Origin of the sequence: Synechococcus sp. OH20 (genome assembly GCF_047502685.1) — a bacterium.
Classification (GTDB): domain Bacteria; phylum Cyanobacteriota; class Cyanobacteriia; order Thermostichales; family Thermostichaceae; genus Thermostichus.
Genome location: NZ_JANSIQ010000052.1, coordinates 87,080 through 114,060, shown reverse-complemented (window position 1 = coordinate 114,060; position 26,981 = coordinate 87,080). Strand labels below are relative to the sequence as shown.

Sequence of the window (26,981 nt, the reverse complement as noted above, 5' to 3'; positions counted from 1 at the left end):
CCTGAGCCAACTCCCACGCCTACGCCGACAGCGACCCCTGTCCCCACGCCCACACTGACACTGACTCCTGAGCCAACTCCCACGCCTACGCCGACAGCGACCCCTGTCCCCACGCCCACACCAACTCAAACTTCCCCCCCGCTTCAGATCACCCTGACCTGGAAGACTATTGATGACCTAAACCTGTTTGTTACGGATCCCACGCAGCAGACGGTGTTTTTCTTAAAGCCAAGCATTCCTTCTGGCGGGACGCTAGAGGCAGATGCCAATCGCGAGTGTGTTGAAGTCACAACGAGCCCTGTTGAAAATGTCTTTTGGGCTTCCGCTCCTCCTACAGGCTCATACGTCGTGGCAGTGGAATTGTTCAAACGCTGCTCCAAAGGAACTGATCCCATTCCCTTTACTGTAACAGTTCGCAAAAGCGGAAGCGCCGCACAAACCTTCAGCGGATCGGCCACCTCTCCTGGCTCTGCGAGCAGGTTTACCTTTTCCTTTCCCTAGAGTTGGCTAAGGCTGGCATCCATCCGTCCTGGACACCCCCATTCCAGTTCTTGACTCAGGGATCCAGAAAACTTTTCCCCACCTTGCAGACAAGTGAGCCGCACAAGTTCAAACAGCCATAGCGGCCACAAAACACCTTCTTGAAGCAGAGTTCTTCTCCCCTCTCCCAGGGGGAGAGGGGTCGGGGGTGAGGGACAGCAGTGCCGAGTGCAGGGGATCCCTATTCCACGGCGGCCTTGGCTGCTTTCGCCTCTTTGGCGGCTCTCATTTCTGCCAGAATCTCCTCCGGCCGCTTGCCAGCCCGTTGGGATCCGGCAGGCAGCTCATGGGGATCGATCACCCCCTTGGGCAGGTAGGCAAACTCCCGCAGCGGCGTCACCATCGGGTCTTCCGTAACCTTGGAAGGCAAACGGCCCATCGCCACCTGGTGGTAGTTGAGGTCGTGGCGGTCGTAGGTGGCTAGCTCATAATCTTCGGTAACCGAGAGGCAATTGGTGGGGCAAAACTCCACACAATTGGCACAGAAAATGCACACTCCAAAATCGATGCTGTAGCTGTAAAGCTCTTTTTTCTTCATCTCGGTGTTATAGGCCCAGTCCACCACTGGCAGGTCGATGGGGCAAACCCGAACACAGATCTCGCAGGCAATGCACTTATCGAACTCGAAATGAATGCGTCCCCGAAAGCGCTCGGAGGGGATCAGCTTTTCAAAGGGGTATTGCACAGTCACCGGGCGACGGCCCATGTGGTCGAAAACCACCCCCATCCCCTGGCCGATGTACTTGGCCGCTTTGAAAGCATCGCTTACGTATTCGCCAACTCGCTTCAGAAAAGTCATGGCCTGTTCTCTCCCTCTCTCGCTTTCTTTACTTTCATTACTTTCATTCAACCCCCGAAAACGCTTGGGAAGGCGAGTTTCAAAGCTGCCGTCAACAGCAAATTGACAAACGAGACGGGCAGCAGAAATTTCCACCCCAAGTCCAGCAGTTGGTCAATACGCACCCGCGGCAAGGTCCAGCGCAAGAGGATGGCCAAGAACACGAAGATAAAAGCCTTGACCATCGTCATGAGAATCCCTAAGACCGCCGCGCCGATCTGCAAAAAGGGGTTGTCCAACGGGATCCCAGCCCAGGCGGCGATCGTCTCCACCGGCACCACGAACGACCAGCCGCCCAAGTACAACACCGCTGCAATCAGGGAAGCCAGCAGCAAGTTGGCGTAGGATCCCAGATAAAACAGGGCAAATTTCATGCCGGAGTACTCCGTTTGGTAGCCAGCCACCAGCTCCTCCTCGGCTTCCGGTAAGTCGAACGGGATCCGCTCCGTTTCCGCCAGGGCCGAGATCAAGAAAATGACAAAGCCAATCGGCTGCCGCCAGACGTTCCAACTGAGGATCCCCAGTCCGCTCTGCTGCTCCACAATCCCCACGGTGTCCAAGCCGTTGCTCATCAGCACCACCGCCAGCACCGACAGAGCTAGGGGTAGCTCGTAGCTGATCGACTGGGCCGCCGCCCGCAGCCCCCCCAGCAGGGAATACTTGTTGTTGGAGCCGTAGCCGGACATCAACAAGCCGATGGGCTGCACGCTGGAGGTGGCGATCAGGAAAAAGACGCCGATGGCGATGTTGGAGATCAACAGGTTCTGGCCGAAGGGAACCACCAGGTAGCACAAAAAGACCGGCAGGAAAACGAGGATCGGCCCCAGCGTGAACAAAACCGGGTCGGCCAGGCTGGGCAGCACATCTTCCTTCGTCAAGAGCTTGAGGCCATCGGCAATCGGGATCAGCACCCCCTGCGGCCCGGCCATGTTGGGGCCAATCCGCTGTTGGGCCGCTGCCGAGATCTTGCGCTCCAGCCAAGTCATCACCATCACCCCTAGAGTGGCGGCGATGACCAGCAACAACATGGGTAGGGGCATCCAGAGGGCGTGGGCAGCACCTGGGCCCAAGCCCAAGTTTTGCAGGGCAGTCTCAAAGCCAAGCTGTAGGTCGATACCGGCAGTTGTCATGGGGTTGAGTAGCTCCCTAAAGACGGTGAGTCAAAAAAACCTTGGATCCCGTGCGTTAACTAAGCCTTGCCGTTGGGATCCGACTGAGGGGGACGGTGGCGGCGGCGTAGCTCCTGCTGAATGATGGCCTGGAGGCGAGCATCGGATAGCTGCTCTGCGCGGCGACGCCTTTCTTCTTGGTACTTGGCCCATTGCTTGGGGCCGATAATTGCGGCAATAGTTGCAACAATCAAGAGCGGCAGAACCAAGATCGCCCAGGCCATCGCCTTTATCCTCGCTTTCCTAGCGGTATTTTAGCGATCCACCTCCCCCATGATGATGTCGATGCTGCCCAGAATGGCGATCATATCGGCTACCTTCATGCCGCGAATGAGCTGAGGCAGCACCTGCAGGTTGACAAAGCCAGGCGGACGAATTTTCCAGCGCCAGGGACAGACATTGTCGTCGCCGACGATGTAAATGCCCAGCTCGCCTTTGGCGCTCTCCACCCGCACGTAGGCCTCTCCTTTGGGGATCTTGAAGTTGGCCGAGGGTTTTTTGCTGATGAACTGGTAATCGCCTTTGTTCCACTCCGACTTTGGCCCCTCCAGCATGCGTTTGGCTTCCAGATTTTCAAAGGGGCCACCGGGCAGGGCCTTCACCGCCTGCTGGACAATTTTGCAGGACTGGCGCATCTCCTTCATGCGCACCCGATAGCGGGCCAGGCAATCCCCCTCTGGGTAAACGGCCACCTCCCAGTCGAAGTCGTCGTAGCACTCGTAGTGATCCACCTTGCGCAGATCCCAGTTGACGCCGCAGGCGCGCAGCATGGGGCCGGATAGACCCCAGTTGATGGCATCCTGCTTGGAGATGACCCCCACCCCTTCCAGCCGCCGGCGGAAAATGGGGTTGTCGGTAACCAGCCGCTCGTACTCATCTACTTTGGGCAGGAAGTACTCGCAAAAATCGAGGCATTTTTCCGTCCAGCCGTAGGGCAGATCCACCGCTACGCCCCCGACGCGGAAGTAGTTGTTGTTGATGAGGCGCATGCCGGTGACGGCTTCAAACAAATCCAAGATCCACTCCCGCTCCCGCATGGCGTAGAGGAAGGGGGTTTGGGCGCCTAAGTCCGCCAAGAAGGGGCCAAACCAGAGCAGGTGGTTGGTGATGCGGGTCAGCTCCAACATGATCACCCGCAAGTAGCTGGCCCGCCGGGGCACCGGGATCCCGGCCAGTTTCTCGACGGCGTTGACGGTGATGGCCTCGTTGAACATGCCAGCGCCGTAGTCCCAGCGGGAGACGTAGGGCAGGTATTGCACCACGGTGCGGTTTTCGGCAATTTTTTCCATGCCGCGGTGCAAGTAGCCGATCACCGGCTCGCAATCGACGATGTTTTCGCCATCGAGGGTGACCAGCAGGCGCAAGACCCCGTGCATAGAGGGATGGTGCGGCCCAAAGTTGAGCAGCATCCGGTCGGTACGGGTCTCGATCATGGGCATGGGCATAGCCGCCGCCTCCGCAACTGAAGAATGTTTATGGTCTGCAACATTTGCAGTATAACGGCTTTCCCGCGGTTCCTCGATCTCTCGGGCCATCAGGGATCCCAATTTTCGTCATTGAGGATCCCCTAATGGGTTCGGCTAGAGTGTTTTAAAGAAAGGTAAGGAGAGGGATGGCGGCATCTGGTTCACCCCCGAATGGCTTATCTCGGCGGGAGCAACAGCATCCGCTATATGCTACCGACAGGGCTGTGCTTGATGAGCTGATGGCGCAGGCTCGGGAGAACCCTCCCTCCGATTGGGTGCTGGCCGAAGTCGCCCGTCTGCGCATCCGCTATCAAGGTTTCCCTGGCGCCTGGGATCTGCAGCAGGATTTGGATCAGATCTTGGAGCAGTGGGGCCTGAGCGAAGAGGAGCTGTTTGCCCGCACCCGCCAGATCCACGCCTGCGGCCAGGTGTACGACCGCAGCTTCAGCACGCGAGACGACTGGGCCTAGGAGGCCTGGAGTTGCTCCGCAAAAACAGGATCCAGAGGCACATCCAAAGCAGCGATGACCTTGGTCCAGAAGTTCATAAAGCCGATCCAGGCCGAGAGCTCCACCAGATCTTCATCCGACCAGATGGCTTTGAGTTGGGCAAAGAAGCTATCGGTAACCACCATGCTAGGCACGGTCATGCGCTCGGCGTACTCGATGGCCAGTTTCTCCGCCTCGGTGTAGAGGGTGCTGGTGCGGGCCTGGGCCACCGCCGCAATTTTGGCCGGGCTAGCTCCGTGTTTTTGCGCCTGCAGGGTGTGGTAGGGCAGGCAGTAGTGGCGGCAGCCGTTGATCTGGGCAATGCGGATGCTGACCAGCTCCTTCAGCTCTTCGGGCAGGTTGGGGTTGTCGGTGTGCAGCGCCCCGTAAAGGTTCATCACCGCCCGCATCAGTTGCGGCTTATGGGCCATCACCTGTAGCGGGTTGAGGGCGGTGCCATAGGTTTTCTCCAGGCTTTCGTAAACCTTCTGCAGTTGCTTGTCGGCTTTTTCCGGGGGAACAGGAGGGATCCGCATGGATGATCTATAAAATTGCAGCATTCTCGACTTTAGCGCGTTTGGGGGATCCGCCCAAGCCTTCCACTCCGCTGCCCTGGCTGTTTCCTCAGGGATCCCTGCTCCCGCCCAAGATTGAACTTCGAACCTTCCGGCAATTCTTGCCTGAAAAGCTTTTCCCGGTCATGGGTTGCCCAAGGATTGCTCGATGGCTTCTACCTGCTGTTGGGTGGCCGTAGCCCCTTGATTGAGGGTTTGCTGGAGCTGTTCCCGCGACTGGTAGATCTGCAGCGGCCCTCCCTGGGGGATTCCTTGCTGGGCGGCCTCAGGGCTGGCCTGTTCCGGCCTCGGCTCTGAACCGAGCGGGTTGCGATAGAGGCGGTTCACAACCAAAAAGCCCACCAGCACCACGGCAGTTGCCACCAAAAGTCGAACCATACCCGGATCCCTTGCGAGCACCTGGTTCTAAAATGCCCAAAAAGAGCCTCAAGTATCAGAGGTCGGGCACAATGGTGCAGACTGCTCAGCCGGTACGGGTTGGCATTGGCGGCCCGGTGGGATCCGGAAAAACCGCCCTGGTGGAAAAGCTCTGTCTGTCGCTGCGGGATCACCTGTCTTTGGCCGTGGTGACCAACGATATTTATACCCGCGAAGATGCCGAGTTTTTGGTGCGGGCCAAGGCGCTGGAAGCGGAGCGGATCATCGGCGTGGAGACCGGCGGCTGTCCCCACACGGCCATTCGGGAAGACGCCTCCCTCAACCTCGATGCCATTCAGGAGCTGGAGCGCCGCTTCTGTCCCCTGGATCTCATCCTGGTGGAATCGGGGGGGGATAACTTGGCAGCCACCTTCAGCCCAGAGCTGGTGGATGCCTGCATCTATGTTATTGATGTGGCCGAAGGGGACAAGATCCCGCGCAAGGGGGGGCCGGGGATCACCCGCTCTGACCTGCTGGTGATCAACAAGATCGACCTGGCGCCCTACGTAGGGGCAGACTTGGGGGTGATGGAACGGGATGCCCGCCGCATGCGGGGGGACAGGCCTTTTGTCTTCACCAACCTGCGCACGGGCGAGGGGCTGGAGCAGATCCTGAGCTGGCTGGAGCGGGAGGTGCTCTTTCGCTCCATCCAGGCCGATTCTCCCTCTGTGAGCCACCTGTGAACTTCGGCAAGGCCCTCTTGAAGATCAGCCGCCAAGGCCAACAGACCCACATTTGGGAGTATTCTCAGGCCCCCCTGCAATGGCTGGGATCCCCGGGTGAGCCGCCACTCTATTACCTACGCAACCCCAATGGTGGACTGCTGGGCGGGGATCGCCACCGCATCGCCATCGAGCTGGGGGTAGGCACAGCGCTGGAAATTCGCACCCAAGGGGCAACCCGCCTCCACCCCGGCCTGAGCCGGCAACAGGCCAAGGTCAAGCTGGCTCCCACCAGCCAACTGATCTGGATCCCTCACCCGACCATTCTGGGCGCAGGAGCAGACTTCCGCCAACAGGTGCAGATCGAGCTGGATCCCAGTGCCCGCCTGGCCTATGCCGAGATCTGGACAGCCGGGCGGCTGGCCATGGGGGAATGCTGGCAGTTTCGGCGCCTTTCCAGCAGCTTGCGGGTTTGGGTCGCTGCCGGGATCCCCGCCTCCACAGACGGGAGCAAACTCTGGCTGCAGGAGCACCTAGACCTGCGCTTTCCCCACCAGCATATCTCCGCCGCGTCGGTGCTGGGATCCCATCTCTGCTGGGGATCCCTGTACTTACTGGGGGATTGGCCAGAGCCGGAGTGGCCGACGGATACGCACCACTGGCTGCTGCGGTCGCCGGATCCCGTCTGTCAGGGCTGGATCCTACGCCAGGTGGGACCCCAGGCAGAGGCCATCTGGCAGCAGTTTGGCCAAGTTGTGCAACAGCTTGCCCCGGCCAAGAGAAGCTCAAGCCAGGGGTGGTAGGCTAGGGCTGGCTTAGCCCAACCCGTTGCACGAGATCATGAACGCCGCTCGACGCATTATCAGACGTTCCGTCCGCAAGGGGCGAAGCCGCTGGCTCCTCCTCTACGAAAAAGGAATGGCCGTGCTGGCTTTGGGCAACCTGTGCTTGGTGCTCTTCGACCTCAGCTACGTGCCCTGGCGAGACTTCTGGCTCCAGGGGCGGGTGCAGATCTTCGGTGCCTTTGGCCCTCCCATTCCCTTGCCCATCCTCTCCCAACAGACCAGCCGCTCCCCGGTAACCGACCTGTACGACCCGGTTAAAGGCATTGAGCCCAACCCGGAAACCCAGCGCTACTTGGCCCTGGTGGATGAGCTGCGCCAGGTCACCCTGCGCTTTGGGGTGGAGTCGGAAGCAGCGGCACCGATCCTGGCCCGCCTGCGGCAACTGAGCGACGAGATGATCGAGACCAACCCCTTTCAGGCCGCCAACAAAACCGGCCAGTTTGTGCGCATCCTCAACTTGATGCGGGAGCACATCCCCGAAGCCGACTCGGCCAGGGCTGCCTTCGCCCGCTTCTGGACTGCCGAATACTTGGCCAGCGTCGATCCCAAAGACGGGATCGAATTTTTCCAGGCCCGCCTGCGCCCCCTCTTCGAGACCAATTACTCCCGCCCCATCGGCGAGAGCGGCAACCCGGTGGACTTTTTCCCCCTGCTGGACTTTCCCTTTGCCTTGCTGTTTGGGCTGGAATTTGTGCTGCGCACGGTGGCCATCAGCCGTCGCTACACCGGCGTCAATTGGCTGGATGCCATGCTCTGGCGCTGGTACGATGTGCTGCTGCTGTTGCCCTTTTGGCGCTGGCTGCGGGTGATCCCGGTTACCATCCGGCTGGGACAGGCGCAGTTGCTGGATCTGGAGCGGGTTCGCGCTCAGGTGAGCCAAGGCTTTGTCGCCAACTTCGCCGAAGACCTGACCGAGGTCATCGTCGTGCGGGTGATCAACCAAATCCAGGCATCCATCCAGCGGGGATCCCTGCCCCTGTTGCCGGCAGCCGATCCCTCCCGCAGCTACATCGACCTCAACGAGATCAACGAGCTGGAAGCCATTGCCAACCTGGTTTTTCGCACCGTCCTCTACCGCGTCCTGCCCCAGATCCAGCCGGAGGTGGAGCAATTGCTCCGCTACAACCTGGGTGGCCTGCTCAAACAACTCCCCGCCCTGCAAACCCTGGAACGGCTGCCCGGCCTCGGATCCCTGCCCGGCCAACTGACGGAGCGCCTGGCCAGCGAGCTGACCACCACCACCTATAAAACCTTGACCAACAGCTTCGAGGATCCCGTCGGCTCCCAGTTGGCGGCCCAACTGTTGCGGCGCTTTGGCGAAGTCTTGGCCAACGAACTCACCCAGCAACATGCGCTGGAGGAAATTCGCTCCCTGTTACAGGACTTGCTGGAAGAAATCAAGATCAACTACGTGGAGCGCCTCTCCCACGAAGATCTGGAGGAAGTGATGGAGCAAACCCGCAAGCTGCGGCAAAAAGCTCAACAACTGCAGCAAGCCCGCAGCGCGTAGGAGTGGTTGACGAGGTTGCGCCGGTTCAGTAGGATAATGTTTCTAGTCCGGGCGAGTGGCGAAACTGGTAGACGCACCGCACTCAAAATGCGGCGGGAAACCGTGTCGGTTCGAATCCGACCTTGCCCATGCCCCCGAGCTGCTAGGCTGCAGGTATTACCCAGCAGATAGTAGATAAAGACTTTGGGGTTCAGATGGGATCAATTGTTGGTAGGGATCCGCCTGGTTAAGCTCTCGACAGAGGCGAGCAAAAGACTGGAGACTTTCAAGGCGCTCCGCGAGCTCGCTGAGGGTGTCTAGGTATTCGGCTAAAGCCGCTTGGGAAAGGTACCAAGACTTGTCCAGCTCTTGGAAGTAGGTCATCTGGAACTCGACAGAAAAATTCTTTTCCCTAAGGAAGCGCTGCTCCGGTGTAAGCGCTCGATCAAATGGGGAAAGACGAGCAATGCGCTGGATGCGTTCGCTAGAGATGTGGCCAGCAAAGCCGGGAGCTGTGTACGTATAGGCCGTCCGGAGCTGAGGTCGATCCGCTGGCAAGAGAGCTGCACACCACCTTTCGCTTAGTTCCCGGAAACGAGGAACCTCAAAGTCCAGGGCATCGACGGCATCTTGCAGGTACCCATGCTTAAGCAGAAGCTGGGATTCCGCCGCTAGGGAAACTGCCCAACCCTTGAGGGCAATATCGCCAAGCAGTAGGCAGTGGGCCTGGCGCTCAACAGGGATCTGATGGGCTTGGTCGGAGAAAAAGATGCGGGCTTCCGCTAGCGCCTTAAGGGCATCGCGAGGAGAAGCCTCAGGGAATCGGTGCAAACTAACCAGCTCTGCCTGCAGCTTAGCAAGACTTTGAATGAAAAGAGCACGATGCAAATTGGAGATAGCCAACAGAATTTCGGCTCTACTCTGAACGGCCAAAGCTTGCAAATAGGCCAGTTGGCCAGAAAGTGCATCTAGCTTTTGCTGGATGTCTTGGATCCCTTCCCTAACAATCTTTTCTAGGCGGGCAATAGAGTCTTGCAACTGATTCAGGCGGAAATGCATGTAGGTAAAGCCAATAGCGCTAACCCCCAGGTTTAAAACGCTAGCGCCAGCAGCTACCTGAGAAAGCCCCAAAATCTTGGTGGCAGTCTGCTGCAAAACCTCAAGCTTTCGATGAGTGGCTTGGTGACCAAGGGCATTAATCACAGATTCAGGAGATACCGGCGCATTCATCAGCAAGCTGGTCAGGCCAGGAGCTTCGGCCAAATGCTTGACGATGCGACCCGTGGCAGCTTCTCGAACAACGCCACCGTAGCGAACCAGGGATCCATCCAAAAGCCCACTGACAATCGAAGGAGAAGCAAAAAGGAGAGTTGGAATGAGCATGACTTACGCTCCCAAAGTTCCGGTCACACAAGGTAGAAATCCTTGTTGGCAAAGGAGTTTAAATGCAATGGGGGGGAGATCCAGACAATCTTTGCTTTACCGGCTAGAGCCAGAAACGCATCTCTTCGCTTAAGACGACTCGCATCTTTGCGAAGTCCAGGAAGCTCCTCGTCAGCTTCGAGAGCCACTAGATAAAAAGCATCATTGAGATTTTCAGCCGGAAACTTCTCGACTTCCTCTTTCAGAGCCTCAAACTCTTTCTGTGTGCCTCTCCAGATATACTTTGAGTTTTTATACAGAAGCTCACACGCATTCTTCTCTGTTATTTTTTGTACGGGAGAAAGGTGAGAAAAGTATTCGCGAAACTGGCTAGCCCTCGAGGCTAGCACGACCCAACTTTCGCGTTCGGAAGGCTTGGGTTCGGGCAAATTTTCGGGCGAGGCTAGCACGACCGAACTTTCGCGTTCGGAAGGTTTGGGTTCGGGCAAATTTTCGGGCGAACTTGCTACAAGCAAAAGTAATGCTACAACAACAGCCCCCCATGGCCCCCAAACAGCACCACCGACGATAGCTACAATCAATACAGCAGCTAGCCTAAGAAGCTGTCTCTGCTCTTTGTCGTTCTCACTCATCACTTCCACTCCCTATGCGAGACAAGGTCTGAATATGGCTTTCAATTGCATTCTTCCTATTCTCCAGATCTTTGGCCATCGCTACCGCTTGGCTAAGGTTCTCATCAATCACCTTCCTTTGCCTCTCTAGCTCATCCATAGAAAGATCAAGCGCCTTTCTGACCAATTCTTGAGTAGCCTCTCTTAGTTCTTCCATGTAACCTATGATCCATTCTTTCAGAACTTGCCACAATTTTCGCTTACCAGCATCTGCTCCGCTTGACCACTCCTCAGCCATCTTATCGAAGCTGGGTACAATTAGCTGTTGATAGAACTCCGTCCCAACTTTAGCTATCTTGTACTCCTTGCCTCCAAAGCAAGATCTAGGCTCCTCGACTATTGTAGTTTTGTCCTTCTTTGTAGTCTCTATCTTTGCTCTTTTATTAAAGAGAAAGACATCTTGCGTAAGGCGCAAGGGCTCGCTTCTCAGCTTAACGCCAGTTTGAATCAATTCCTGGATCCCTAGCTTATCTTCCTCAGAGACTGTGAGGATTTCTTCAACGGCTCCAATAAGGTTTGCAATAAGCTGAGAGATCAATGAGTTCGCAAATCTCTCAAAAGTTTGAGCCTTCGCCTGTAACAGAAACTCGGCCCTATGTTCGAGAGCGTCCCTAACCGATTGGTAGAGAGCTAAAACAGCGCGCTCAGCTCTTTCTATCTTCTCATGAGGCTTTTTGGTTTTCTCCTCAACAGGTACTCTCAGAATCAGGCTGTCTCCCTGACACTCACAATCCCTCAACGTTCTGAGTGTCATGTCGCAAGATCTAGCAACGAGGTTGGCAATGTGAGCAGGGATCACTTCTTTCAGAGAATCTTCTAGCGGATAAACACCAATTTCTTGCTTGAGTGCATCTCGAACTGGAGCAATGATTTTATTAATCAAATCTTTAACTTGCTCGTCCACAAAGTCAATAAAATCGGGAAACCCCTGCCAGCCCTTCTTTCTGGCTTCCTCCTCAATCTTTGATAGGGACTCAGGAGTGCCACTAGCACTGGCAACTTGGTTGAGTAAGCCTGTAATGTCATCGATAAACGATTGGGCAACTTGATTGATTGCTTCCTTGCATTGCTCTTGTTTCTCTTGAATATATTTTCTTTGCCTATCTACTTCCTCTAGCGTCTGAATTTGTCTTGTATTGATTATGACATCTAGGGCACTGCTAATCTCTCTAGCTGAGTTGATCACTTGTAGCACCGCCGGGAGAATAACAACTCTTGCAGTGTCTGCTTGAATCCTTTCTCGCAATGCTCTCCATAGCAAGTTGCCGCCGCTCCACTCTCGGATGTAGCCAAGCAAGAGCCTAGTGTCATTGTCAGATATTGCCTGCCCTTCCTCGACTTTGTTTTCAAGGTCTGCTATCCAAGACTTCAGCTCCCTATCACCTCTTGTAGAAGCCTTGATGAGATTAGCACAGTCTTCAAAAAGAGCGCTGAGCATCCATTGTTTAGTACTGGGATCCACATCCGATCCTTCGGAAGAGTTGGCTCCCCAGGCACATTGGGCATAGAAGAGCGCCTTAGCAGAGAGCGGAATGATAAAAGGCAGCTCTGGAAGATCCAGAATCTCCTTAATTTCCTCTCTCAGCTCCTCGACCTTTTGCTCTAGAGGGTTGTCGGTTTGATTTCGCATGTCAACCCTATTGAGCAAGAAAATCATCAAGCTGGTTTGACCTCGGAGAAACTCCACAACATCTTTTAGCTCTCTCAAGAGAGCTTCTCGTCTTTGCCAATCTGTCTGAGAGTAATCCAGTGCAACAAGGCTAAAGCACTTGCTGACATGCTCTTGGATGATCCTGAGGCTTGTTCTATCTTGGACTGAGTTCAGGCCAGGCAAGTCATAAATCTCAACCTGTAAGCCCTCAGGCAGGTTTAACAGAGAAGAAGCCCTGACAGGAAGGAGCGGACACTCAACGTCTATCTGAGGGATGACTACCTCGGCTTCATCCTCCTTCTTCCTCTTCTTTCGCCGCTCTTGGTGGTAAGCCTCCATCGTCAGCTTGAGCCTGCTGTAGATCTCTTCGTCCCTCAGGTCTTCCCAGGTGCCGCACTCCCAGGTGGCTCCTTCTGTATTGTGGATAACTAGCTTGCTCCGCTCGCCGTGCCTAATCCGTAGGATTCCGGCACTCATCTCCTGGGCCTCGATAGGCGCGATTTTCCGACCAATGAGAGCGTTGACAATGGTGGACTTACCTGAAGAGGTGGTGCCAATGGTGGCAATCCGGAAGGAGGGCTTCCGCAGGCGGGCATTGGCCTCTTCGTAGACAACCTGAAAGTTCTCCAGCTTCTCCAGCAGCACGGAGTTGCTGACTACGTCGTGGTATTCGTTAACGATCCCAGCGGTGAGGTTGCCGAGGTCAAATAGTGAGTCTCTCGCGGTCTGCAAAGCTACCGAGGGATCCATAGAATCAAGCCGGTGATGCGCTCCATCAGATAGGGTTGAAGATGACATGCCAACAGTTCTCAAGCCGCTTCGCCGGCATTATATCCATCTTGCTGATACCGTCGTTCGTTTCCTTCGCATTGTTTTCAGCGTTCTTCTTGCCAGCAATGCTCATTCAGTAGCATAAAAAACAGTTCTAAAAGGCACAGAGCTGCCGGCACTTCTGGGATCAGCGAGAGCTGGTTTGGCAGATGGAGTCGCAAGCCTATCTCCTCCCGGCTAGAGCCAGCAAGCAGTTGAGAGGATTGCCAGATTGCTTAAGATGAGACTGCTGAGTCCGAACTCCTTCTCCCTGTAAATGATGGATGGATCCTTGCAATCTTTCTTCGCCTCTGCCACCCAGGTGGGGCTGGGGGTGGCGGGTCTGCTGGCTCTGCTTACCCTGCTGGCCTGGATCCGCAACTGGCCTTGGAAGTTTTCGCTGGTGGGCTACACGGCCTTCACCCTGGTTTTGACGGCGGGCTGTTTTGCCCTCAGTTTAGGGCCGATCTTTCGCTCCCGCATTCCCGGCGCTGCCCCCTACACCACGGTCTATGACCAAGGGGCAGAGCGGGCGGTCATCGCCGTCAGCCCGGACATCACCCCAGAGCACCTGATCCTCACGCTGAAGCAGGCGGCCAGCGATTTGGCGTCCTCCGGTCGCTTCTCTACCGGTTCGCCGGTGTTTACTCTGCAGGCCCGCACCGTCATCCACCCTGAACCGGGGGTCTCCGAGCCCTTACTTTTGGGCACGCTGCAACAGCCGCTGGGAAAACGCCTGCGCACCCCGGAAGAACAGCAGCAGCAGCAGATCCGGCTGGAGGAAGAAGCCTTTGCCCGGCTGCGCAAGCTGGCCCAGGTTCAGGCTGCGGCTTCTTCCGCTGAGGGTGGGTTAGAAGAGCTCCCTTTGTCCCAGTCCTGAGCGCTAAGCCAGCGACGCAGATCCCGTCCTACCTGTTCAGGGATCTCCCACGGGAAGAGGTGGGCCACATCGGGATAGACAATGCAGGTGCACTGGGGTAGAAGGCGGGCGGTGGCCAAGCTGCTAGCGGCGGTGATGTGGCGATCCCGCTCGCCGGCCAGGAGCAACACAGGTAGGCGCAGGTGCTGCAGCTCCCCCTCACGGTTGTAGCCCTGTTGCAGGGCGGTGCGCAAAGCGCGGCGGGCTTGGGGAGAGGTGTGCAGATAGGCAGGCAAAGCTGCCTGGGCCAAGTAGCGATAGGCGGTTGGGGTGTGTTGCTGGATGAGGTAGCGGTAAAGAGAGCGGCGGCCAAAGGTGTCGATGTTCCAACTCCAGCCGGGCCAAAGCCAGTTGAGCAGCGAAGCAATGCCGGTGTTAAGCTGATCCCCAACGGTGATGGGGGCATGGTTGCTACGAGGACAGGCGGCGCTGGCTACCAAAACCAAGCCCTTGACCCGCTGCGGCAGGCGCAAGGCCAACTCCAGGGCCAGGATCCCACCCAACGACCAGCCCAACACCAGACACTCCTGCCAGCCCAGGCAATCCAGCAGCTCCTGCAAGTCCTCTAGGTGAGCCGGCATCTCAAAGGGATCCCGTACCTGCGAACGCCCATAGCCGCGCAGATCCGGCGCCACACAGGGGTGGATCCCCGCCACCGCCTCGGCAAAGACTTCCATGCAGTCAGCATTGCCCGGATGGCCGTGGAGCAGCAGGATGGGCAGGGAAGGGATCCCTTTGCCCCAGGCACGGTAGTAGAGCTGCAGGCCCATAGCTTAGGCGCTAGCCGCCTTTTTGGGCACGGACTGCAGCTTCACCCCGTTGGGAAGGCAAATTAAGTTTTGATCCAGCACCTGCACAAACCCTTTCGAGCGCAGGGATCCCAGCAGGCGAGTAACCGTTACACGGGTCGCCCCAATGGCGTCCCCAATCTGGGCGTGGGTGAGTGTCCAAGGGAGGTACATCCCCTGCTCACAGGGCTGCCCGTACTCTTCAATCAACAGCGTTAGGAACCCCTTGAGGCGGTCAATGGCACGCCGTTGGCCCAAGTTGCCTAGCCAGAGCAGCTTGCGTTGCAGTTGCTGGCGGAAGCTTTCTTGAATTTTCTGGTGCAAGTAGGGCCACTGCTCCAGATCCTGCCAGTAAAACCACATTACCGTGGTGCGATCGACATGGGTGCAAGCTTTTAGCTCAAAGCGCTCCGGGTTGCTCAGCTCAAAGGGCACGCCGGGCGTGATAAACCCGACAAAAACCTCCCGCCGCTCCGGCGTTTGGCTAACTAGGCGCACCACGCCTTCTTGGGGGATGTAGACCAGGCCCGGACGGGTGGGGATGCGCACGTCCTTGGGAAAAGTGCGACAGCGGTAGTGCTCCTCGGCCCACTGGCAGAGCTCCCGCCATTCCTGAGCCTCCGCTGCCGATGTGATGGAAACTAGGGACATGGGATAGGCTTCCTGTCAATTGAGTAACTAGATGAACTTTGCCGCCTCTTCCGCTCCATCGAGCCATCATAAAGAGTTTGTAAAGAAAAGGCCAGACCCTAACGGAAGGATAAACCAAGAGGAAGGGAGCTTCGGTAGTAGCTTTACCTTAGCTTCATAATGACACTCAAGATTTATGGAGCAACACCGTGGTTATACGGATGTTGTTTATAAGGCTACGTCTAATGGTAACATACAGAAGCCGCACTCTTCATTTTTTCCTGGCTCCTGGCCGGCTGTGGGCTCAGCAGCAGATAGCATAGTAGGGGCAGCCGGGTTGCTTGGACGCGGTGAGGAGTGGCACCGATGAACATTCTCGTTAGCAACGATGACGGCATCCAGGCGGCAGGGGTGCGGTGTTTAGCGGCAGCGCTGGCTCAGATGGGCGGACACCAGGTGACAGTAGTCTGTCCGGATCGGGAGCGCTCGGCCACCGGCCACGCCTTGACGTTGCACAAACCGCTGCGGGTGGATCCGGTGCGGGAGGGGTTTCCGCCAGAGGTGCAAGCCTGGGCCTGTTCGGGCACGCCTTCGGACTGTGTCAAGCTGGGTCTGGACGGGCTATTGGATTATCCTCCCGATTGGGTGATTTCCGGCATCAATCAGGGAGCCAATTTGGGCACCGATGTACTCTACTCCGGCACCGTCTCAGCGGCCATGGAAGGGTTGTTGGAAGGGATCCCCAGCCTGGCCGTGAGCCTGGCCAGCTTTACCCACCAGGATTTTCAGCCGGCGGCCCAGGTGGTGCTGACGCTGCTGGAGAAGCTGAGCCTGAAGCCCCTAGAGAAGCCGCTGCTGTTGAACATCAATGTCCCACCGGTGGCGCTGACGGAGATACGCGGCATGGTCTTGGCCCGCCTGGCCTGGCGCAAGTACACCGATATCTACGAAAAGCGGCTGGATCCGCGCGGCAAGGCCTACTACTGGCTGGCGGGGGAAGTGGTGGAAGAGGGAGTGGATCCCTGTTCCGACGTGCAGGCGGTTGCCCAAGGGTATGTGTCGATTACGCCCCTGCAGCCGGATCTGACGGCCTACACCGCCTTCGACAGCTTGCAGCGGTGGGGAATCTCGGCCTTTGGCTCCTGAGTTGCAAGCTGGTGAGCCGCATACAGCTTCTTCCAGCGTTGTCTACTTCTCTACTGTAATAGTCGTTTCAAACAAGATTAAGACACTTTGCTGCCAGCCCCTCACCCCCAGCCCCTCTCCCAGAGGGAGAGGGGAGTTAGAGCGGCGCGTTCGCGACAGCGTTGCGTAGCAATAATGACATAGAGAAACGTTTCATTGCTGTTTGAAAGGACTATCTCTTGCGTAGGTAGGATCCCGCTTGGCTACAGAACTCCCATGCAAGGGTTGCGATAGTCAGCGGGAGTGTCAAAGCTGAGCTGCGTGTTTTGCCTATGCAGGAGTGCTCATGGAAGGCTGGAGTGTTTGTCAACCATCTCGGCTAGAACAGCAGCGTGCAGAAGCTGGTCAACAGCAACGTCACCGCCGTCAAGAGCAGGCTGAAGCTCCACAGCCACAAGGCAGCAGCCAGCAAAATCCCGATGACCCAGATGAGCAGGGCATTCCAGTAGGGTCGGTTGGGGGCTTTGGAGACGTTGATTTTTTGGAAGAAGGGCAGCAGGATAAACGCCACATCCAACAGCAGCCGCGGCAGCCGCAAGTCCTGGGGCAGGGGCAGATCCCGCACCGCCAGATAGAGCAGCCCCCAGCTCAACAGAAGGGGGATCAACAACAGGTAATTGGATTCGGCCAGCAGCGGTCGCTCCACCACCAGCGGAAACAGAGGGCTGATCCCCCAGCCCAGATAGAGGTAAAAGTCGAACTTCAACAGCGGCTGCAACAGAGGGGGCAGGCTGAGGCGCTGCAGGTGTTGTTGAATCCTATTCCCCTGAGCTCTGACTCTCTGGCCCCCAGATCCACCTTTTCCGGCTGAGGCCGCCCGCCAGCCGCAGTGGTCGCAGTAGGGGGACTTATATCGATAGGCCGGGATCGGCTTGCCACAGGCGGGGCAACGCTGGATCGGACGCGGTTGAGAACTCATGACCATCCGCACTCCTTCTGCTCTAGCATGCCCCAATTGTCGTTAGTTGACTCCCAGGGCAAACGACAAGGTGATACACGCTGCTCCCAAAGCAGCGCCGGCAATAACCTGAACAGGCGTGTGGCCCAGCAACTCCTTCAGGTAAGGTTCTTGGAAACGATCGGCGCCCTTCTCTTCAAACCATTCTTCCAGGAGACGGTTCAGCACCCGCGCCTGCTTGCCGGCGGCCTGGCGGATCCCAGCAGCATCGTACATCACCACCAAAGCAAAAACCACCGTCGCCGCAAACAGCAGGCTGTCCCAGCCTTCCTGGATCCCCACCCCCACCGACAAAGCCGTCACCAGCGCCGCGTGGGAGCTGGGCATCCCCCCCGTCTCCACCAAGACCCGCAGGTCGAGCTTGCCCGACCGCACATAGGCCAGGATCAGCTTCATGGCCTGGGCCAAACCACTGGCCAGCAGAGCAACCCAGAGGACGTGGTTGGCCATCAACTGTTGCAGCATAGAGCTCTCCGGCACCAGAACGCGACCAGGGTCTTTAACAGGGGGACAGGGATCCCATCTGAATCTTGTCCTTTTGTCCTGTCCTAATGCTGACGGCGAGTGATGAAATCTGCCAGGGCCAACAGTGGCTCGGCCCGGGATCCGTAGGGGCGCAACGCCTCCTTGGCCGATTGGATCAGCTCCTCGGCTTTTTGCCGGGAAGCCTCTAGGCCCAACAAGCTGGGGTAGGTGGCTTTGGCGGCAGCTTGATCCTTGCCTGCCGTTTTGCCCAGTTGCTCGCTGGTGGCAGTGATATCCAAAATGTCGTCCACGATCTGAAAAGCCAAGCCAATGTCGCGGGCGTAGTGGCCCAGGCGGGCCAGCAGCTCTTCATCAGCCCCTGCCAGGATCCCGCCTGAGACCACCGAGGCTTCCAGCAGAGCGCCCGTCTTGTGGCTGTGGATGTACTCCAAAGTTTCCAGGGAAATGGCTTTGCCCTCCGACTCCAAATCCACCACCTGGCCCCCCACCAAGCCGGTTGCCGCCGCTGCGTGGCCAATGCGGGCAATGACTTGCAGCACCAACTGCGGCGGTACCCCCTGAGTTTGGCTGGCAATATGCTCAAAGGCAAAAGCCAGCAGCGCATCTCCCGCCAAGATGGCAATGTCTTCGCCGAACACCTTATGGTTGGTGGGTTTGCCGCGGCGAAAATCGTCGTTGTCCATGGCCGGCAGGTCGTCATGGATCAGCGACATGGTGTGGATCATCTCTAGGGCGCAGGCAGTGGGCAGGGCCTGCTCCACGGAGCCGCCGGCCAACTCACAGGCCGCCAGACAGAGGATCGGCCTCAGGCGCTTCCCCCCTGCCAGCAGGCTGTAGCGCATCGCCTCGTAAATGCGCTCCGGATAGGCGGGAACCAGAGCTGCAGAAAGCGCCTCTTCCACCTGTTGCTGACGCCGGCTCAGATAGACTTTCAGGTCAAAGGTTTGGGCAACCAAGCGGGGTTTCCTCTCAACTCGGCAATGGGGGGATCCCTGTCGAGTAGTTCTACAACAGGCCTGCAAGCCGACATTATCTCATGTCCACTCCAGGTCGGGATCCCTGCTTGAGCCGCTAAAACTCTATCTTGATACCCTGCACGCGGCGGCATAGGGGATCCGCAAGCTTGCGCTAGCCGTCCCCCCAATGTCAGGATGCATTGAGGATCTTCAACCGGCTTGGTCTTCTTATGTCCCACTCATCTGCTCAGCTTGGCGATGGCGACCGTCTGCTGCGGGCGGCCCGTGGGGAGGTGCTGGATCGTCCTCCGGTTTGGATGATGCGCCAGGCGGGGCGCTACATGGCGGTCTACCGTGAGCTGCAGAGCAAATACACCTTCAAGCAGCGCTGCGAGATCCCGGAGCTGGCGATTGAGATCTCGTTGCAGCCGTTTCGCGCCTTTGCCCCCGACGGCGTCATTATGTTCAGCGACATCCTCACCCCCCTTGAGGGCATGGGGATCCCCTTTGAGCTGGTGGAGCAGCAGGGGCCGATCATCGACCCGCCAATCCGCTCCCAGGCCCAAATCGACCAAATCCGTCTCTTAGAGCCGGAAGAAAGCCTGCCCTTTATCAAGACCATACTCAGCACCCTGCGCCGCGAGGTGGAAGGGAAGGCAACGCTGCTGGGCTTTGTCGGCTCCCCCTGGACCTTGGCCTGCTACGCCGTAGAGGGCCGCAGCTCCAAAGACTATGCCCATATCAAGAGCCTGGCCTTCACTCAGCCGCAGATGTTGCATCAGTTGCTGAGCAAGCTGGCGGATAGCATTGCCCGCTACGTGATCTACCAGATCGAGTGCGGTGCCCAGGTGGTGCAGTTGTTTGACACCTGGGCCGGCCAGCTCAGCCCCGGCGATTACGAAGCTTGGGCCTTGCCCTACCAAAAGCAAATTGTGGATCAGGTGAAAGCTCGGCATCCGCAGGTGCCGCTCATTCTCTACATCAACGGCAGCGCCGCTTTGTTGGAGCGGGTGGGCAAAGCTGGCATCGATGTCTTCAGCCTCGATTGGATGAGCGACATGGCCGAGGCCAGGGCCCGCCTGGGATCCCTGGCGGTGCAGGGCAATCTCGACCCGATGGTGTTGCTGGGATCCCCGGAATTCATCCGGCAGCGCACCCTGGAGGTGATTCAAAAGGCGGGACCCCGCGGCCACATCATGAACCTGGGCCACGGCGTGCACCACACCACTCCGGAGGCCAATGTCCATCACTTTTTCGAGACGGTGCGCCAATCGGCAGAGCTGCTCAAAGCTCTCTAGCCGTATAGAAAAACCCCTTGACTCTAGGAGTAGGGTTTGCCTTACGAGCCAGGGATCCCCGGTGTACATCAGCGTCATCATCCCCACCTACAACCGCCGTCCCATCTTGCAGAAATGTCTGCAGGCTTTGGCCCAGCAGCAGCCTGGCCCCTACGACGGCTACGAGGTGGTGGTGGTGGACGACGGCTCCACCGACGGCACGGTGGAATGGCTGCAGAGCCAGCCGCCAGATTTGCCGCCGATAAAGCTTTTGTGCCAAGAACACCGCGGCCCTGCTGCCGCCCGCAACCTGGGGTTTCGCCATGCCCAGGGATCCATCATTGTTTTTATCGACAGCGACCTGGTGGTGGTGGATCATTTCTTGGCCGCTCATGCCCAGATGCTGCGGCGACACGGCGTCAAGGGGGATCCCAGTTCGCTCCAGAAAGCCAAGGTCTTCACCTATGGGCGGGTGATCAACACCTGCAATTTCCAGGATCCCTGCTCCGAGCCCTTCAAGCCCACCGATTTTTCGGCAGCCTTCTTTGCCACCGGCAATGTGGCCATCGCCCGCCATTGGCTGGAGCGGGCTTGTGAAACCCCTGCCGGCCCCTTTGACGAGCGGTTTCACCTCTACGGCTGGGAAGACCTGGAGCTGGGGGTGCGGCTGAAGCACCTGGGCCTGCGCCTGGTCAAGTGCCCCCAGGCCACCGGCTACCACTGGCATCCGCCCTTCGAGCTAGCGCAAATCCCAGCCCTCATCGAGCGGGAGCGGCAGCGGGGCCGCATGGGCATCCTCTTTTACCAAAAGCACCCCACTTGGGCCGTGCGCCTGATGATCCAACTGACGCCTCTGCATCAATGCCTATGGGGCCTGCTGTCGCTGGGGGGCTGGCTGAACGAGAAGCGGCTAGAGCCGCTGCTGCGCTGGTTGATCCGGCAAGGCCGCTCGCAGTTGGCCTTGGAGCTGTGTCGGGTTTGCTTCCTCAACTGGTACAACGTCCAGGCGGTTTACGAGAGCTACAGAGCAATGAAAGCCCGAAATAGCGGGATCCACCTGTCCTGAGCGCTCACCAGCGTCGGATAGGTCAGCCGGCCATAGTCCTTGCCGGGGATCAACGGCCTTCCGGGATCCGGGTCAGCAGGGCCAAGGGGCTCCCAAACGGCGCCGGCCCCCTTGACGATGGCCCACACCGCCGCCACATCCCAGATCTTGGGTGAGCGTTCTACTGCTCCCAAAAGGCTGCCGCTGGCCACCGCCAGCAGGTTGTAGGCAGCGCCCCCCAACATCCGCGCTTTGCAGGGAAATCGCGGGCTAATCCAGTGGCTGCTGCGGGAGCAAAAATTAAACAGTTGGTTGGGGCCGGGTGGGGCGGTGCTGGGGTGGATGGGCCGAGGACGGACGGGATCCCGGTCGTGGCGGATGAGAAAAGCTCCTGCCGGCGCATCGCCCGCAAACTGAGGCCAGTAGCCGTAAAAAGTCTGGCGGATGGGCGGCAGATGCACACAGCCAAACACGGGCACGCCCCAGTGCAACAGCGCCAGCGAGCTGCCCCAGATGGGGACCCCGCGGGCAAAATTGGTGGTGCCATCCAAGGGATCCACCACCCAGCACCACTCTTTCTCCGGGAAAATGTGGTTGGACTCCTCGCTCAGGTAGCCGTGAGCCGGATAGGCCGCGGCAATTGCCTTTTGAAAGGTGTCATCTGCCCATTTGTCAGAAGCGGTTACCAAGCTGCCGTCCGCTTTTTCCGTAGAGGAGGCCTGGCCAAAGTCTGCCAAGAGCTGCGATCCGACCCTTGCCGTGGCCTGCAGGGCAAACTCGGTAACCTCCAGCCAGAAGGGGGAGGGAGAGGCGGTTTCACAAAGAGCACCCATGCCCCAATCCTAGCGGGATCCCCAGCTTTTGGGGCGAAAAAGGTTGGCAATGGCAGCGGATCCCTCACCAACAGGTCTTGCGCCCTCAAGCTGACTAGAATCATTTAGGTAAGTCCTCTCCTCGGCTGGCCGTCCTCCTCCATGAACCAGCGCCTCATTGGACAACTGATCGGCAACCGCTACCGACTGACCCACCACATCAGCGAGGGTGGCTACGGCAATGTGTTCGAGGCGGTGGATACCCAGTTGAATGACGAGCCGGTGGCCGTCAAGTTGTTGCGCCCGCCGCCGCCAGACATGGAGCCGGAGTATTACCAGCAACTGCAGCAGCGCTTCCTGGACGAGGCCAGGGTCAGCGCTCTGTTGGGCGAGCACCCCAACATTGTGCAGGTGCGCTCCTATGGCCTCTACCAAAACCAGCCCTACCTGGTGATGGAGTACCTGAATGCCCAACCCTACACCGGCCAGGGGTTGGACTATGTGTTGGCACGGGAAGGCCCCTTGCGCCCAGAGCGGGTGGTGAACTTGGCATTGCAAATTTGCTCGGCCCTGCACCACGCCCACAACTTTCACATGGATCTGGGCAAACACTCGATTCGAGGGGTCATCCACCGCGATATCAAGCCCAGCAACATCTTTGTGCAAAAAGGGCCCGACGGCAAGGAACGGGTCAAGATCCTGGACTTCGGCATTTCCAAGCTCATGGGGGAGACCTCCCGTGGCCTGACGCAAACCGGGTATTTTTTGGGCACGATGGTCTATGCTTCCCCGGAGCAGATGCGGGGAGAGAAGCTGGATGCCCGCTCCGACATCTATTCGCTGGGGGTGGTGCTGTACGAGCTGTTAACCGGTGCCCTGCCCTTCGAGCCAGAGACCGACACCCTGCAGGGCTGGTACCACGTCCACAACTTCCAACAGCCCCGCCCCTTTCAAGACCATCCGTTGCCCCACCCCATCCCTGAGGCCCTGGAAAGGGTGGTGCTGCGTTGCTTGGAGAAAGACCCTGCCCTTCGCCCGGCCACCATGGAGGAGCTGGCCCAGCAGCTCCGAGCCGTCTATGGGGATCAGATCCCGCCTCCCGCCTCCTCGGCTCCTCCTCAACAGGTTTCTCTTCAGCGGATCCCTGCGGGGTTTGGCCAGCAGGCGGCTGCGTCGGAAGCTGAGGCGGAAAAGCTCCAGCGGGCGGTGCATTTGATCGAGGCAGGCGAATACAAAATGGCCGTCCACCTGCTCAACGAGCTGATCCAGAGCGCCCCCAACGAAGCCCGCTACTATCTGTACCGCGGCCTGGCCCACCAGCGGCAGGGCCATTGGGGCCTTGCCCAGATGGACTATCAAGGAGTGCTGCGGCTGGAGCCGGGCAACCCCTCGGCAGAACAGGGCCTGCGCGAGGTTGAACAGCAGGTCGGCCAGGAACAGGTTAGCCCCCACCCGAAGCCCACCCTCCCCACCTCAGGCAAGCCCCGCCAGAGCAAAGGATTGGCCCTGGTCTGGCTCCTGGCCAATTGGGCGGCGGCTGGGATTGGCTATCTGGGGCTGGGGGCGGCAGCTCCCCTCCTAGCTGCTTTGGGTTCGCTCCAAGGAGCGGTGGCTGGGGCCAGCCTTGGCTTGGGAATGGGGCTACTCCAGTGGGCGGTATTGCGACGGCAGGTTTCTTGGCGGTGGGTGGCGGCTACGCTACTGGCCACGGCTTTGGGCTGGGTGGCAGCAGATACCCTGGCCCCTCAGGTGGGGGTGGCAACCTTCGCTTTCGATCCCAGGGATCCCTGGCCACAGAACGCCTTGCAGGCGATGGCCAGCCCGCTGCGTGGCTTGCTGGTGGGGCTTGGCGTCGGTGGATTGCAAGGGATCCTCCTATCCCGGCACGGGAAAGTCGCCTGGGCCTGGGTCTTGGCGGCAGGGGTAGAAGGGGGAGGGGCAGCCCTGTTGATGGCTTGGCTGCTGGCCGGCACCACCTTGAACCGTTGGCTGCTGCTGAGCGTGGGGCTACTGGCCAACACCCGCCCCCTCAGCGCAAGGGTGCTGTTGAACTTGCGCCGCGTCCCGCCTGTGCAAAACTAACAACAGGCCTCTTAGGGGATCCCGTCCCGAAAGACAACCCCAGTTGGATGGTCATTTGCATGGCTCCCTCACCCCCAGCCCCTCTCCCAGAGGGAGTCAGCCCTCACCCCCAGCCCCTCTCCCAGAGGGAGAGGGGAGTTAGGGATAGGACAGCCTTGCCTAGCAATAACGACGTAGAGAAACGTTTCATTGCCATTTGAAATGCCTCTACAAACTTAACTGCAACCTTCAAGCAGCAAAAAGATCCCCTTTCGAGGATCTTCTTGAGAATACTGTTGCGCCGTTTTACCGTGGTTTTCGACCTGGAAAATCCAGTGTAGGATATCGGGGATGATTGTCGATAGTTTCCAAATCAAGTTTGGCCTACTGCTCTCACATCCACTTCCCATCCTAATTGTCGAAGGGTATCGATCGCAAAAACATAACGGCAGTCACCAACGCCGCAGAATTCTTCGTCGATCATACCGCATTTTTGGGGTGTGCCTGTCAAGTGCTCAGCAAGGGCTTAAGATGAAAGGCAGCTTGACTTTTTGCCAGCCATGCTCAATTCCTGGTTAGACAACATCTACGGCGCCTGGTTTCTGCCGGAGCGCACGTTTCGGGCGTTACGGGAACGGCCTGTTCTCTGGCAAGCCTTTGGGGTGGTGGGGCTGCTTAACATCCTGGAGGTCATTCGCCGCTCCGGAGCAAGCCTGCCGAGCATGGTACTGGCGGTACTGATGGGATCCCTGGGCTGGGTGGGTTTGGCGGCTTTGTTGCAGTTGCTGGCCTTTTGTTTGGGGCGGGCCGCCCCTTCCTTTGCCGCGCTGCTGTGCTTGACGGGGTTTGCCGGTTTGCCGTGGCTGCTACTGGGGCCTGCCCAATCCTTGGGCGGCGTGGCGGGATCCCTGCTGGGCTTTGCAGCACTGCTGTGGTTTGTGGTTTGGCAGGTGCGGGCGGCGGCGGTGGCGCTGGATCTGGAGTGGTGGCGCCTGGTGGGCCTGATCCCCTTGGCTTTCCTAGGAGGGATCCTGGCCCTGAGCTGGCTGACCAGCGGCATTGTGGCCTTGGCTTCTCTGGGCTAGAGGGCCATCAAAGCTTAGCAAGCAGAATGAAGCAGCCCACCAGCCTAGCGGGGCACTCGCTGCAGATGCGGCTTTTCCTCCGGCAAAATCGCGCCTTCTACCGGGCAAACCTGCAAGCAAATGCCACAGTCGATGCAGGCGGCAAAGTCGATCCAGAAGTAGTCGGTGCCTTTGGCATTTTTGCTGTCGCCAGGGTGAATGCAGGCGACGGGGCAGGCCTCCACACAGTCGGCAATGCCTTCGCAAACGTCGGTGACGATGGTATGGGGCATGGATCCCTCCCACTGAATTTGAATCCATCCAATCTCAATGCGGCCAGTTGGCTCAAGATTGCCGGCGGGCCGCAGATGGCTTTGTCATTTTAGGCGAAAACGGGGGTCGGAGCTGAAGCTAGCTCTCTCTTAGGTCTCGCTCTTGAAATTGCCACCAACGGCTGAGGGGCCAATAGAGGGCAGGTGCCCACAGGCTACTTAAAATGGCAGATGTGAGGGCATTGCGTTGATGGTTCCACCAGATGCTCTCCAGAGAACGCGGGCCATCGCCGCCGGTGCTGCTGAGAGACTGCAATCCATCCAGCCAAGTTTGCATTCCTGCTGGATCCAGATTCTCGGATCCCTGCGAGGCCACAAGCCACATCCATTGCAGCGCCATCAGGGTTTCGGCGATCACCACCATACCGAAGACGATCAAGGCCACCGAAATGAAGTCTTCCTGCATGTAGCGTTGTTTTTGCAACTTGGCGGTGAGGATCCCGACTACGGCCAGCCCCAGCGCATGGGTAGGACAAGGGCTGGTCAGCGCATCTTGCAGAAAACCCAGCGTGATCCCGGCAACAGCCCCCTGCCAAGCCTTGCGCCGCACGCTCCAGCACACCACCCAGATCAAGGGCCAATCGGGGGTTAGGCCCGCCAGCTCCAAGCCCGGCCCTCGCCACCAAGGGGCCACCGCTGCCAGCACCCCTGAGAGGGCAGTCACCACCCAATTGAGGCAAGACCCAAGCTTAAGAAGCAGAAGGTTGCGCATAGCGGTAGATCAAGGCCCATTGCAAGAGGCCCAGCGGCGCCGACAGTTCGACAGTGGCTTGAGGAGCAGGGCTGGCGTCCAAGTTGACCGCTCGAACCGTTCCTACCACAACCCCGGCTGGATAAAAGCTGCTGAGGCCCGCGGTCACCACCACATCCCCCACCTCGACTTTGGGAGCCTTGTCGAAAAAGTCCAAAACAGCGCTTTGGGTGCCCGTACCTCGCAAGATGCCCATGTATCGGCTGCGACTCAACATCACCCCGACACGGCTGGTGGGATCGCTGATCAGGAGCACCCGGCTGGTATTGGGAGTAACCGACTCGACTCGCCCGATCAACCCGCCCGGCGCCATGACCACATCTCCCACCCTGACTCCGTGCCGGCTGCCACGGTTGAGGGTGAGCTGTTGCCACCAGTGATCGGCGCTGCGGCCCACCACGGCTGCCGGGATCCCCGCTTGGGGCATTTGCTCGGTAAATTGCAGCAGCCGCTTCAGCTCGCGATTTTGGTACTGCAACTCGGCTACCAGGGCTTGCAGCTCACGGGTGGCAGCCTGGCTGAGCACCGCGGCGGGATCCACAGGCGGACGGGCCGGGGCAGTGATCCAAGTGTACAACTCCACCAACAGGGATCCTTGGGTTTGGCGCAGTCCTAATGCAGCCCCCATCGCTAGAGCAGACAGGAGCAGCCCCAAACCATGGCGCCTCCACCATTGGCGTAGCCGATTCAAGCGATACCTCTCTGACCCACTC

General features: G+C 58.5%; 28 protein-coding genes and 1 tRNA gene. 11 read left to right on the top strand and 18 right to left on the bottom strand.

Annotated features, from left to right (window positions below; genetic code table 11):
* Positions 1–721 precede the first annotated feature (721 nt).
* From ndhI to NW826_RS11125, 4 genes are read right to left on the bottom strand one after another with little or no spacing between them, the layout of a single operon-like run.
* The gene (gene ndhI / locus NW826_RS11140) at positions 722–1,339 is read right to left on the bottom strand and encodes an NAD(P)H-quinone oxidoreductase subunit I (RefSeq protein ID WP_414335216.1); all 618 of its coding nucleotides are present in this window, start codon (positions 1,337–1,339) and stop codon (positions 722–724) included.
* Between the two features lie 47 nt (positions 1,340–1,386).
* Positions 1,387–2,508, bottom strand: a complete 1,122-nt coding sequence (gene nuoH, locus NW826_RS11135; protein WP_414335218.1) for an NADH-quinone oxidoreductase subunit NuoH — start codon at positions 2,506–2,508, stop codon at positions 1,387–1,389.
* 59 nt (positions 2,509–2,567) lie between these two features.
* Positions 2,568–2,771, bottom strand: a complete 204-nt coding sequence (locus tag NW826_RS11130) for a hypothetical protein (RefSeq protein ID WP_414335220.1) — start codon at positions 2,769–2,771, stop codon at positions 2,568–2,570.
* 30 nt (positions 2,772–2,801) lie between these two features.
* Positions 2,802–3,986, bottom strand: coding sequence for an NAD(P)H-quinone oxidoreductase subunit H (locus NW826_RS11125; protein WP_414335237.1), 1,185 nt, complete (start codon positions 3,984–3,986; stop codon positions 2,802–2,804).
* 173 nt (positions 3,987–4,159) lie between these two features.
* On the opposite strand from NW826_RS11125, the gene NW826_RS11120 reads away from it, so the two are divergent.
* Positions 4,160–4,483: a DUF3288 family protein gene (locus NW826_RS11120; RefSeq protein WP_414510158.1), complete on the top strand. Its 324-nt coding sequence runs from the start codon at positions 4,160–4,162 to the stop codon at positions 4,481–4,483.
* Here the strand turns inward: NW826_RS11120 and NW826_RS11115 are convergent.
* Both NW826_RS11115 and NW826_RS11110 read right to left on the bottom strand, forming a co-directional pair.
* Positions 4,480–5,037 carry a carboxymuconolactone decarboxylase family protein gene (locus NW826_RS11115; protein ID WP_414337178.1) on the bottom strand — a complete coding sequence of 186 codons (558 nt, stop codon included), beginning with the start codon at positions 5,035–5,037 and terminating at the stop codon, positions 4,480–4,482. The two genes, NW826_RS11120 and NW826_RS11115, sit on opposite strands and share 4 nt — an antisense overlap.
* Before the next feature lie 162 nt (positions 5,038–5,199).
* A complete protein-coding gene (locus NW826_RS11110; RefSeq protein WP_414335225.1) occupies positions 5,200–5,454 on the bottom strand; it encodes a hypothetical protein in 255 nt (84 codons plus the stop codon).
* Positions 5,455–5,525: 71 nt separating this feature from the next.
* Here NW826_RS11110 and ureG point away from each other — a divergent pair, with 71 nt between their 5' ends.
* From ureG to NW826_RS11090, 4 genes are all read left to right on the top strand, one after another.
* Positions 5,526–6,176, top strand: coding sequence for an urease accessory protein UreG (gene ureG / locus NW826_RS11105; protein WP_414369130.1), 651 nt, complete (start codon positions 5,526–5,528; stop codon positions 6,174–6,176).
* Positions 6,173–6,958, top strand: a complete 786-nt coding sequence (locus NW826_RS11100; protein WP_414510157.1) for an urease accessory protein UreD — start codon at positions 6,173–6,175, stop codon at positions 6,956–6,958. Before ureG ends, NW826_RS11100 begins: the two co-directional genes overlap by 4 nt.
* A 37-nt stretch (positions 6,959–6,995) precedes the next feature.
* The gene (locus NW826_RS11095; RefSeq protein ID WP_414510156.1) at positions 6,996–8,510 is read left to right on the top strand and encodes a hypothetical protein; all 1,515 of its coding nucleotides are present in this window, start codon (positions 6,996–6,998) and stop codon (positions 8,508–8,510) included.
* A 49-nt stretch (positions 8,511–8,559) separates the two neighbouring features.
* A tRNA-Leu gene (locus NW826_RS11090) sits at positions 8,560–8,639 on the top strand.
* Positions 8,640–8,666: 27 nt separating this feature from the next.
* Here the strand turns inward: NW826_RS11090 and NW826_RS11085 are convergent.
* Genes NW826_RS11085 through NW826_RS11075 form a run of 3 tightly spaced genes read right to left on the bottom strand, consistent with a single transcriptional unit; the run spans position 8,667 to position 12,992 of the window.
* A complete protein-coding gene (locus tag NW826_RS11085) occupies positions 8,667–9,872 on the bottom strand; it encodes a hypothetical protein (RefSeq protein ID WP_414510155.1) in 1,206 nt (401 codons plus the stop codon).
* A 23-nt stretch (positions 9,873–9,895) separates the two neighbouring features.
* Positions 9,896–10,504 (bottom strand): hypothetical protein, encoded by a 609-nt coding sequence (locus NW826_RS11080; RefSeq protein ID WP_414510154.1) that lies wholly within the window; start codon positions 10,502–10,504, stop codon positions 9,896–9,898.
* Complete coding sequence (locus tag NW826_RS11075; protein ID WP_414510153.1) at positions 10,497–12,992, bottom strand: dynamin family protein; 2,496 nt, start codon at positions 12,990–12,992, stop codon at positions 10,497–10,499. Before NW826_RS11075 ends, NW826_RS11080 begins: the two co-directional genes overlap by 8 nt.
* A gap of 304 nt (positions 12,993–13,296) precedes the next feature.
* Here NW826_RS11075 and NW826_RS11070 point away from each other — a divergent pair, with 304 nt between their 5' ends.
* Positions 13,297–13,884 (top strand): DUF2518 family protein, encoded by a 588-nt coding sequence (locus NW826_RS11070; protein ID WP_414510152.1) that lies wholly within the window; start codon positions 13,297–13,299, stop codon positions 13,882–13,884.
* Here NW826_RS11070 and NW826_RS11065 read toward each other — a convergent pair.
* Both NW826_RS11065 and NW826_RS11060 read right to left on the bottom strand, forming a co-directional pair.
* A complete protein-coding gene (locus NW826_RS11065; protein ID WP_414510151.1) occupies positions 13,824–14,693 on the bottom strand; it encodes an alpha/beta fold hydrolase in 870 nt (289 codons plus the stop codon). The genes NW826_RS11070 and NW826_RS11065 overlap by 61 nt on opposite strands.
* A gap of 3 nt (positions 14,694–14,696) precedes the next feature.
* The gene (locus NW826_RS11060) at positions 14,697–15,362 is read right to left on the bottom strand and encodes a Crp/Fnr family transcriptional regulator (RefSeq protein ID WP_414335883.1); all 666 of its coding nucleotides are present in this window, start codon (positions 15,360–15,362) and stop codon (positions 14,697–14,699) included.
* A gap of 345 nt (positions 15,363–15,707) precedes the next feature.
* Between NW826_RS11060 and surE the strand changes: the two genes are divergently transcribed.
* On the top strand, positions 15,708–16,487 hold the full coding sequence (surE, locus tag NW826_RS11055) for a 5'/3'-nucleotidase SurE (protein ID WP_414335882.1): 780 nt from the start codon (positions 15,708–15,710) through the stop codon (positions 16,485–16,487).
* A gap of 358 nt (positions 16,488–16,845) precedes the next feature.
* Here surE and NW826_RS11050 read toward each other — a convergent pair whose 3' ends face one another.
* From NW826_RS11050 to crtE, 3 genes are all read right to left on the bottom strand, one after another.
* Entirely contained in the window at positions 16,846–17,445 is a 600-nt protein-coding gene (locus NW826_RS11050) for a hypothetical protein (RefSeq protein WP_414335757.1), read from the bottom strand.
* A 42-nt stretch (positions 17,446–17,487) separates the two neighbouring features.
* Positions 17,488–17,949 carry a divergent PAP2 family protein gene (locus tag NW826_RS11045; RefSeq protein ID WP_414335755.1) on the bottom strand — a complete coding sequence of 154 codons (462 nt, stop codon included), beginning with the start codon at positions 17,947–17,949 and terminating at the stop codon, positions 17,488–17,490.
* Positions 17,950–18,032: 83 nt separating this feature from the next.
* Positions 18,033–18,926 carry a geranylgeranyl diphosphate synthase CrtE gene (gene crtE, locus NW826_RS11040; protein WP_414335754.1) on the bottom strand — a complete coding sequence of 298 codons (894 nt, stop codon included), beginning with the start codon at positions 18,924–18,926 and terminating at the stop codon, positions 18,033–18,035.
* Positions 18,927–19,156: 230 nt separating this feature from the next.
* Between crtE and hemE the strand changes: the two genes are divergently transcribed.
* Together hemE and NW826_RS11030 are read left to right on the top strand one after the other, a co-directional pair.
* On the top strand, positions 19,157–20,224 hold the full coding sequence (gene hemE / locus NW826_RS11035; protein WP_414510150.1) for a uroporphyrinogen decarboxylase: 1,068 nt from the start codon (positions 19,157–19,159) through the stop codon (positions 20,222–20,224).
* Positions 20,225–20,285: 61 nt separating this feature from the next.
* A complete protein-coding gene (locus tag NW826_RS11030; protein WP_414510149.1) occupies positions 20,286–21,269 on the top strand; it encodes a glycosyltransferase family 2 protein in 984 nt (327 codons plus the stop codon).
* Here the strand turns inward: NW826_RS11030 and NW826_RS11025 are convergent.
* Positions 21,224–22,081, bottom strand: a complete 858-nt coding sequence (locus NW826_RS11025; protein ID WP_414510148.1) for an inositol monophosphatase family protein — start codon at positions 22,079–22,081, stop codon at positions 21,224–21,226. The two genes, NW826_RS11030 and NW826_RS11025, sit on opposite strands and share 46 nt — an antisense overlap.
* Before the next feature lie 141 nt (positions 22,082–22,222).
* Between NW826_RS11025 and NW826_RS11020 the strand changes: the two genes are divergently transcribed.
* On the top strand, positions 22,223–24,142 hold the full coding sequence (locus NW826_RS11020; protein WP_414510147.1) for a protein kinase domain-containing protein: 1,920 nt from the start codon (positions 22,223–22,225) through the stop codon (positions 24,140–24,142).
* Positions 24,143–24,681: 539 nt separating this feature from the next.
* Positions 24,682–25,206 (top strand): YIP1 family protein, encoded by a 525-nt coding sequence (locus tag NW826_RS11015; protein ID WP_414332949.1) that lies wholly within the window; start codon positions 24,682–24,684, stop codon positions 25,204–25,206.
* A 44-nt stretch (positions 25,207–25,250) separates the two neighbouring features.
* On the opposite strand, the gene NW826_RS11010 is transcribed toward NW826_RS11015, so the two are convergent.
* The 3 genes from NW826_RS11010 to mreC all read right to left on the bottom strand — a co-directional run bounded on the left by NW826_RS11010 (position 25,251) and on the right by mreC (position 26,923).
* Positions 25,251–25,478, bottom strand: a complete 228-nt coding sequence (locus NW826_RS11010; RefSeq protein WP_414332947.1) for an indolepyruvate ferredoxin oxidoreductase subunit alpha — start codon at positions 25,476–25,478, stop codon at positions 25,251–25,253.
* 118 nt (positions 25,479–25,596) lie between these two features.
* Entirely contained in the window at positions 25,597–26,229 is a 633-nt protein-coding gene (gene mreD / locus NW826_RS11005; RefSeq protein WP_414332946.1) for a rod shape-determining protein MreD, read from the bottom strand.
* Positions 26,207–26,923 carry a rod shape-determining protein MreC gene (gene mreC / locus NW826_RS11000; RefSeq protein ID WP_414332944.1) on the bottom strand — a complete coding sequence of 239 codons (717 nt, stop codon included), beginning with the start codon at positions 26,921–26,923 and terminating at the stop codon, positions 26,207–26,209. The genes mreD and mreC overlap by 23 nt, the downstream gene beginning before the upstream one ends.
* Positions 26,924–26,981 lie beyond the last annotated feature (58 nt).

Excerpts from the sequence above, each read along its gene's own strand:
- ndhI (WP_414335216.1), bottom strand. The coding sequence starts at position 1,339 with ATGACTTTTCTGAAGCGAGTTGGCGAATACGTAAGCGATGCTTTCAAA.
- nuoH (WP_414335218.1), bottom strand. The coding sequence starts at position 2,508 with ATGACAACTGCCGGTATCGACCTACAGCTTGGCTTTGAGACTGCCCTG.
- NW826_RS11130 (WP_414335220.1), bottom strand. The coding sequence starts at position 2,771 with ATGGCCTGGGCGATCTTGGTTCTGCCGCTCTTGATTGTTGCAACTATT.
- NW826_RS11125 (WP_414335237.1), bottom strand. The coding sequence starts at position 3,986 with ATGCCCATGATCGAGACCCGTACCGACCGGATGCTGCTCAACTTTGGG.
- NW826_RS11120 (WP_414510158.1), top strand. The coding sequence starts at position 4,160 with ATGGCGGCATCTGGTTCACCCCCGAATGGCTTATCTCGGCGGGAGCAA.
- NW826_RS11115 (WP_414337178.1), bottom strand. The coding sequence starts at position 5,037 with ATGCGGATCCCTCCTGTTCCCCCGGAAAAAGCCGACAAGCAACTGCAG.
- NW826_RS11110 (WP_414335225.1), bottom strand. The coding sequence starts at position 5,454 with ATGGTTCGACTTTTGGTGGCAACTGCCGTGGTGCTGGTGGGCTTTTTG.
- ureG (WP_414369130.1), top strand. The coding sequence starts at position 5,526 with ATGGTGCAGACTGCTCAGCCGGTACGGGTTGGCATTGGCGGCCCGGTG.
- NW826_RS11095 (WP_414510156.1), top strand. The coding sequence starts at position 6,996 with ATGAACGCCGCTCGACGCATTATCAGACGTTCCGTCCGCAAGGGGCGA.
- NW826_RS11085 (WP_414510155.1), bottom strand. The coding sequence starts at position 9,872 with ATGCTCATTCCAACTCTCCTTTTTGCTTCTCCTTCGATTGTCAGTGGG.
- NW826_RS11080 (WP_414510154.1), bottom strand. The coding sequence starts at position 10,504 with ATGAGTGAGAACGACAAAGAGCAGAGACAGCTTCTTAGGCTAGCTGCT.
- NW826_RS11075 (WP_414510153.1), bottom strand. The coding sequence starts at position 12,992 with ATGTCATCTTCAACCCTATCTGATGGAGCGCATCACCGGCTTGATTCT.
- NW826_RS11065 (WP_414510151.1), bottom strand. The coding sequence starts at position 14,693 with ATGGGCCTGCAGCTCTACTACCGTGCCTGGGGCAAAGGGATCCCTTCC.
- NW826_RS11060 (WP_414335883.1), bottom strand. The coding sequence starts at position 15,362 with ATGTCCCTAGTTTCCATCACATCGGCAGCGGAGGCTCAGGAATGGCGG.
- surE (WP_414335882.1), top strand. The coding sequence starts at position 15,708 with ATGAACATTCTCGTTAGCAACGATGACGGCATCCAGGCGGCAGGGGTG.
- NW826_RS11050 (WP_414335757.1), bottom strand. The coding sequence starts at position 17,445 with ATGAGTTCTCAACCGCGTCCGATCCAGCGTTGCCCCGCCTGTGGCAAG.
- NW826_RS11045 (WP_414335755.1), bottom strand. The coding sequence starts at position 17,949 with ATGCTGCAACAGTTGATGGCCAACCACGTCCTCTGGGTTGCTCTGCTG.
- hemE (WP_414510150.1), top strand. The coding sequence starts at position 19,157 with ATGTCCCACTCATCTGCTCAGCTTGGCGATGGCGACCGTCTGCTGCGG.
- NW826_RS11025 (WP_414510148.1), bottom strand. The coding sequence starts at position 22,081 with ATGGGTGCTCTTTGTGAAACCGCCTCTCCCTCCCCCTTCTGGCTGGAG.
- NW826_RS11020 (WP_414510147.1), top strand. The coding sequence starts at position 22,223 with ATGAACCAGCGCCTCATTGGACAACTGATCGGCAACCGCTACCGACTG.
- NW826_RS11015 (WP_414332949.1), top strand. The coding sequence starts at position 24,682 with ATGCTCAATTCCTGGTTAGACAACATCTACGGCGCCTGGTTTCTGCCG.
- NW826_RS11010 (WP_414332947.1), bottom strand. The coding sequence starts at position 25,478 with ATGCCCCATACCATCGTCACCGACGTTTGCGAAGGCATTGCCGACTGT.
- mreD (WP_414332946.1), bottom strand. The coding sequence starts at position 26,229 with ATGCGCAACCTTCTGCTTCTTAAGCTTGGGTCTTGCCTCAATTGGGTG.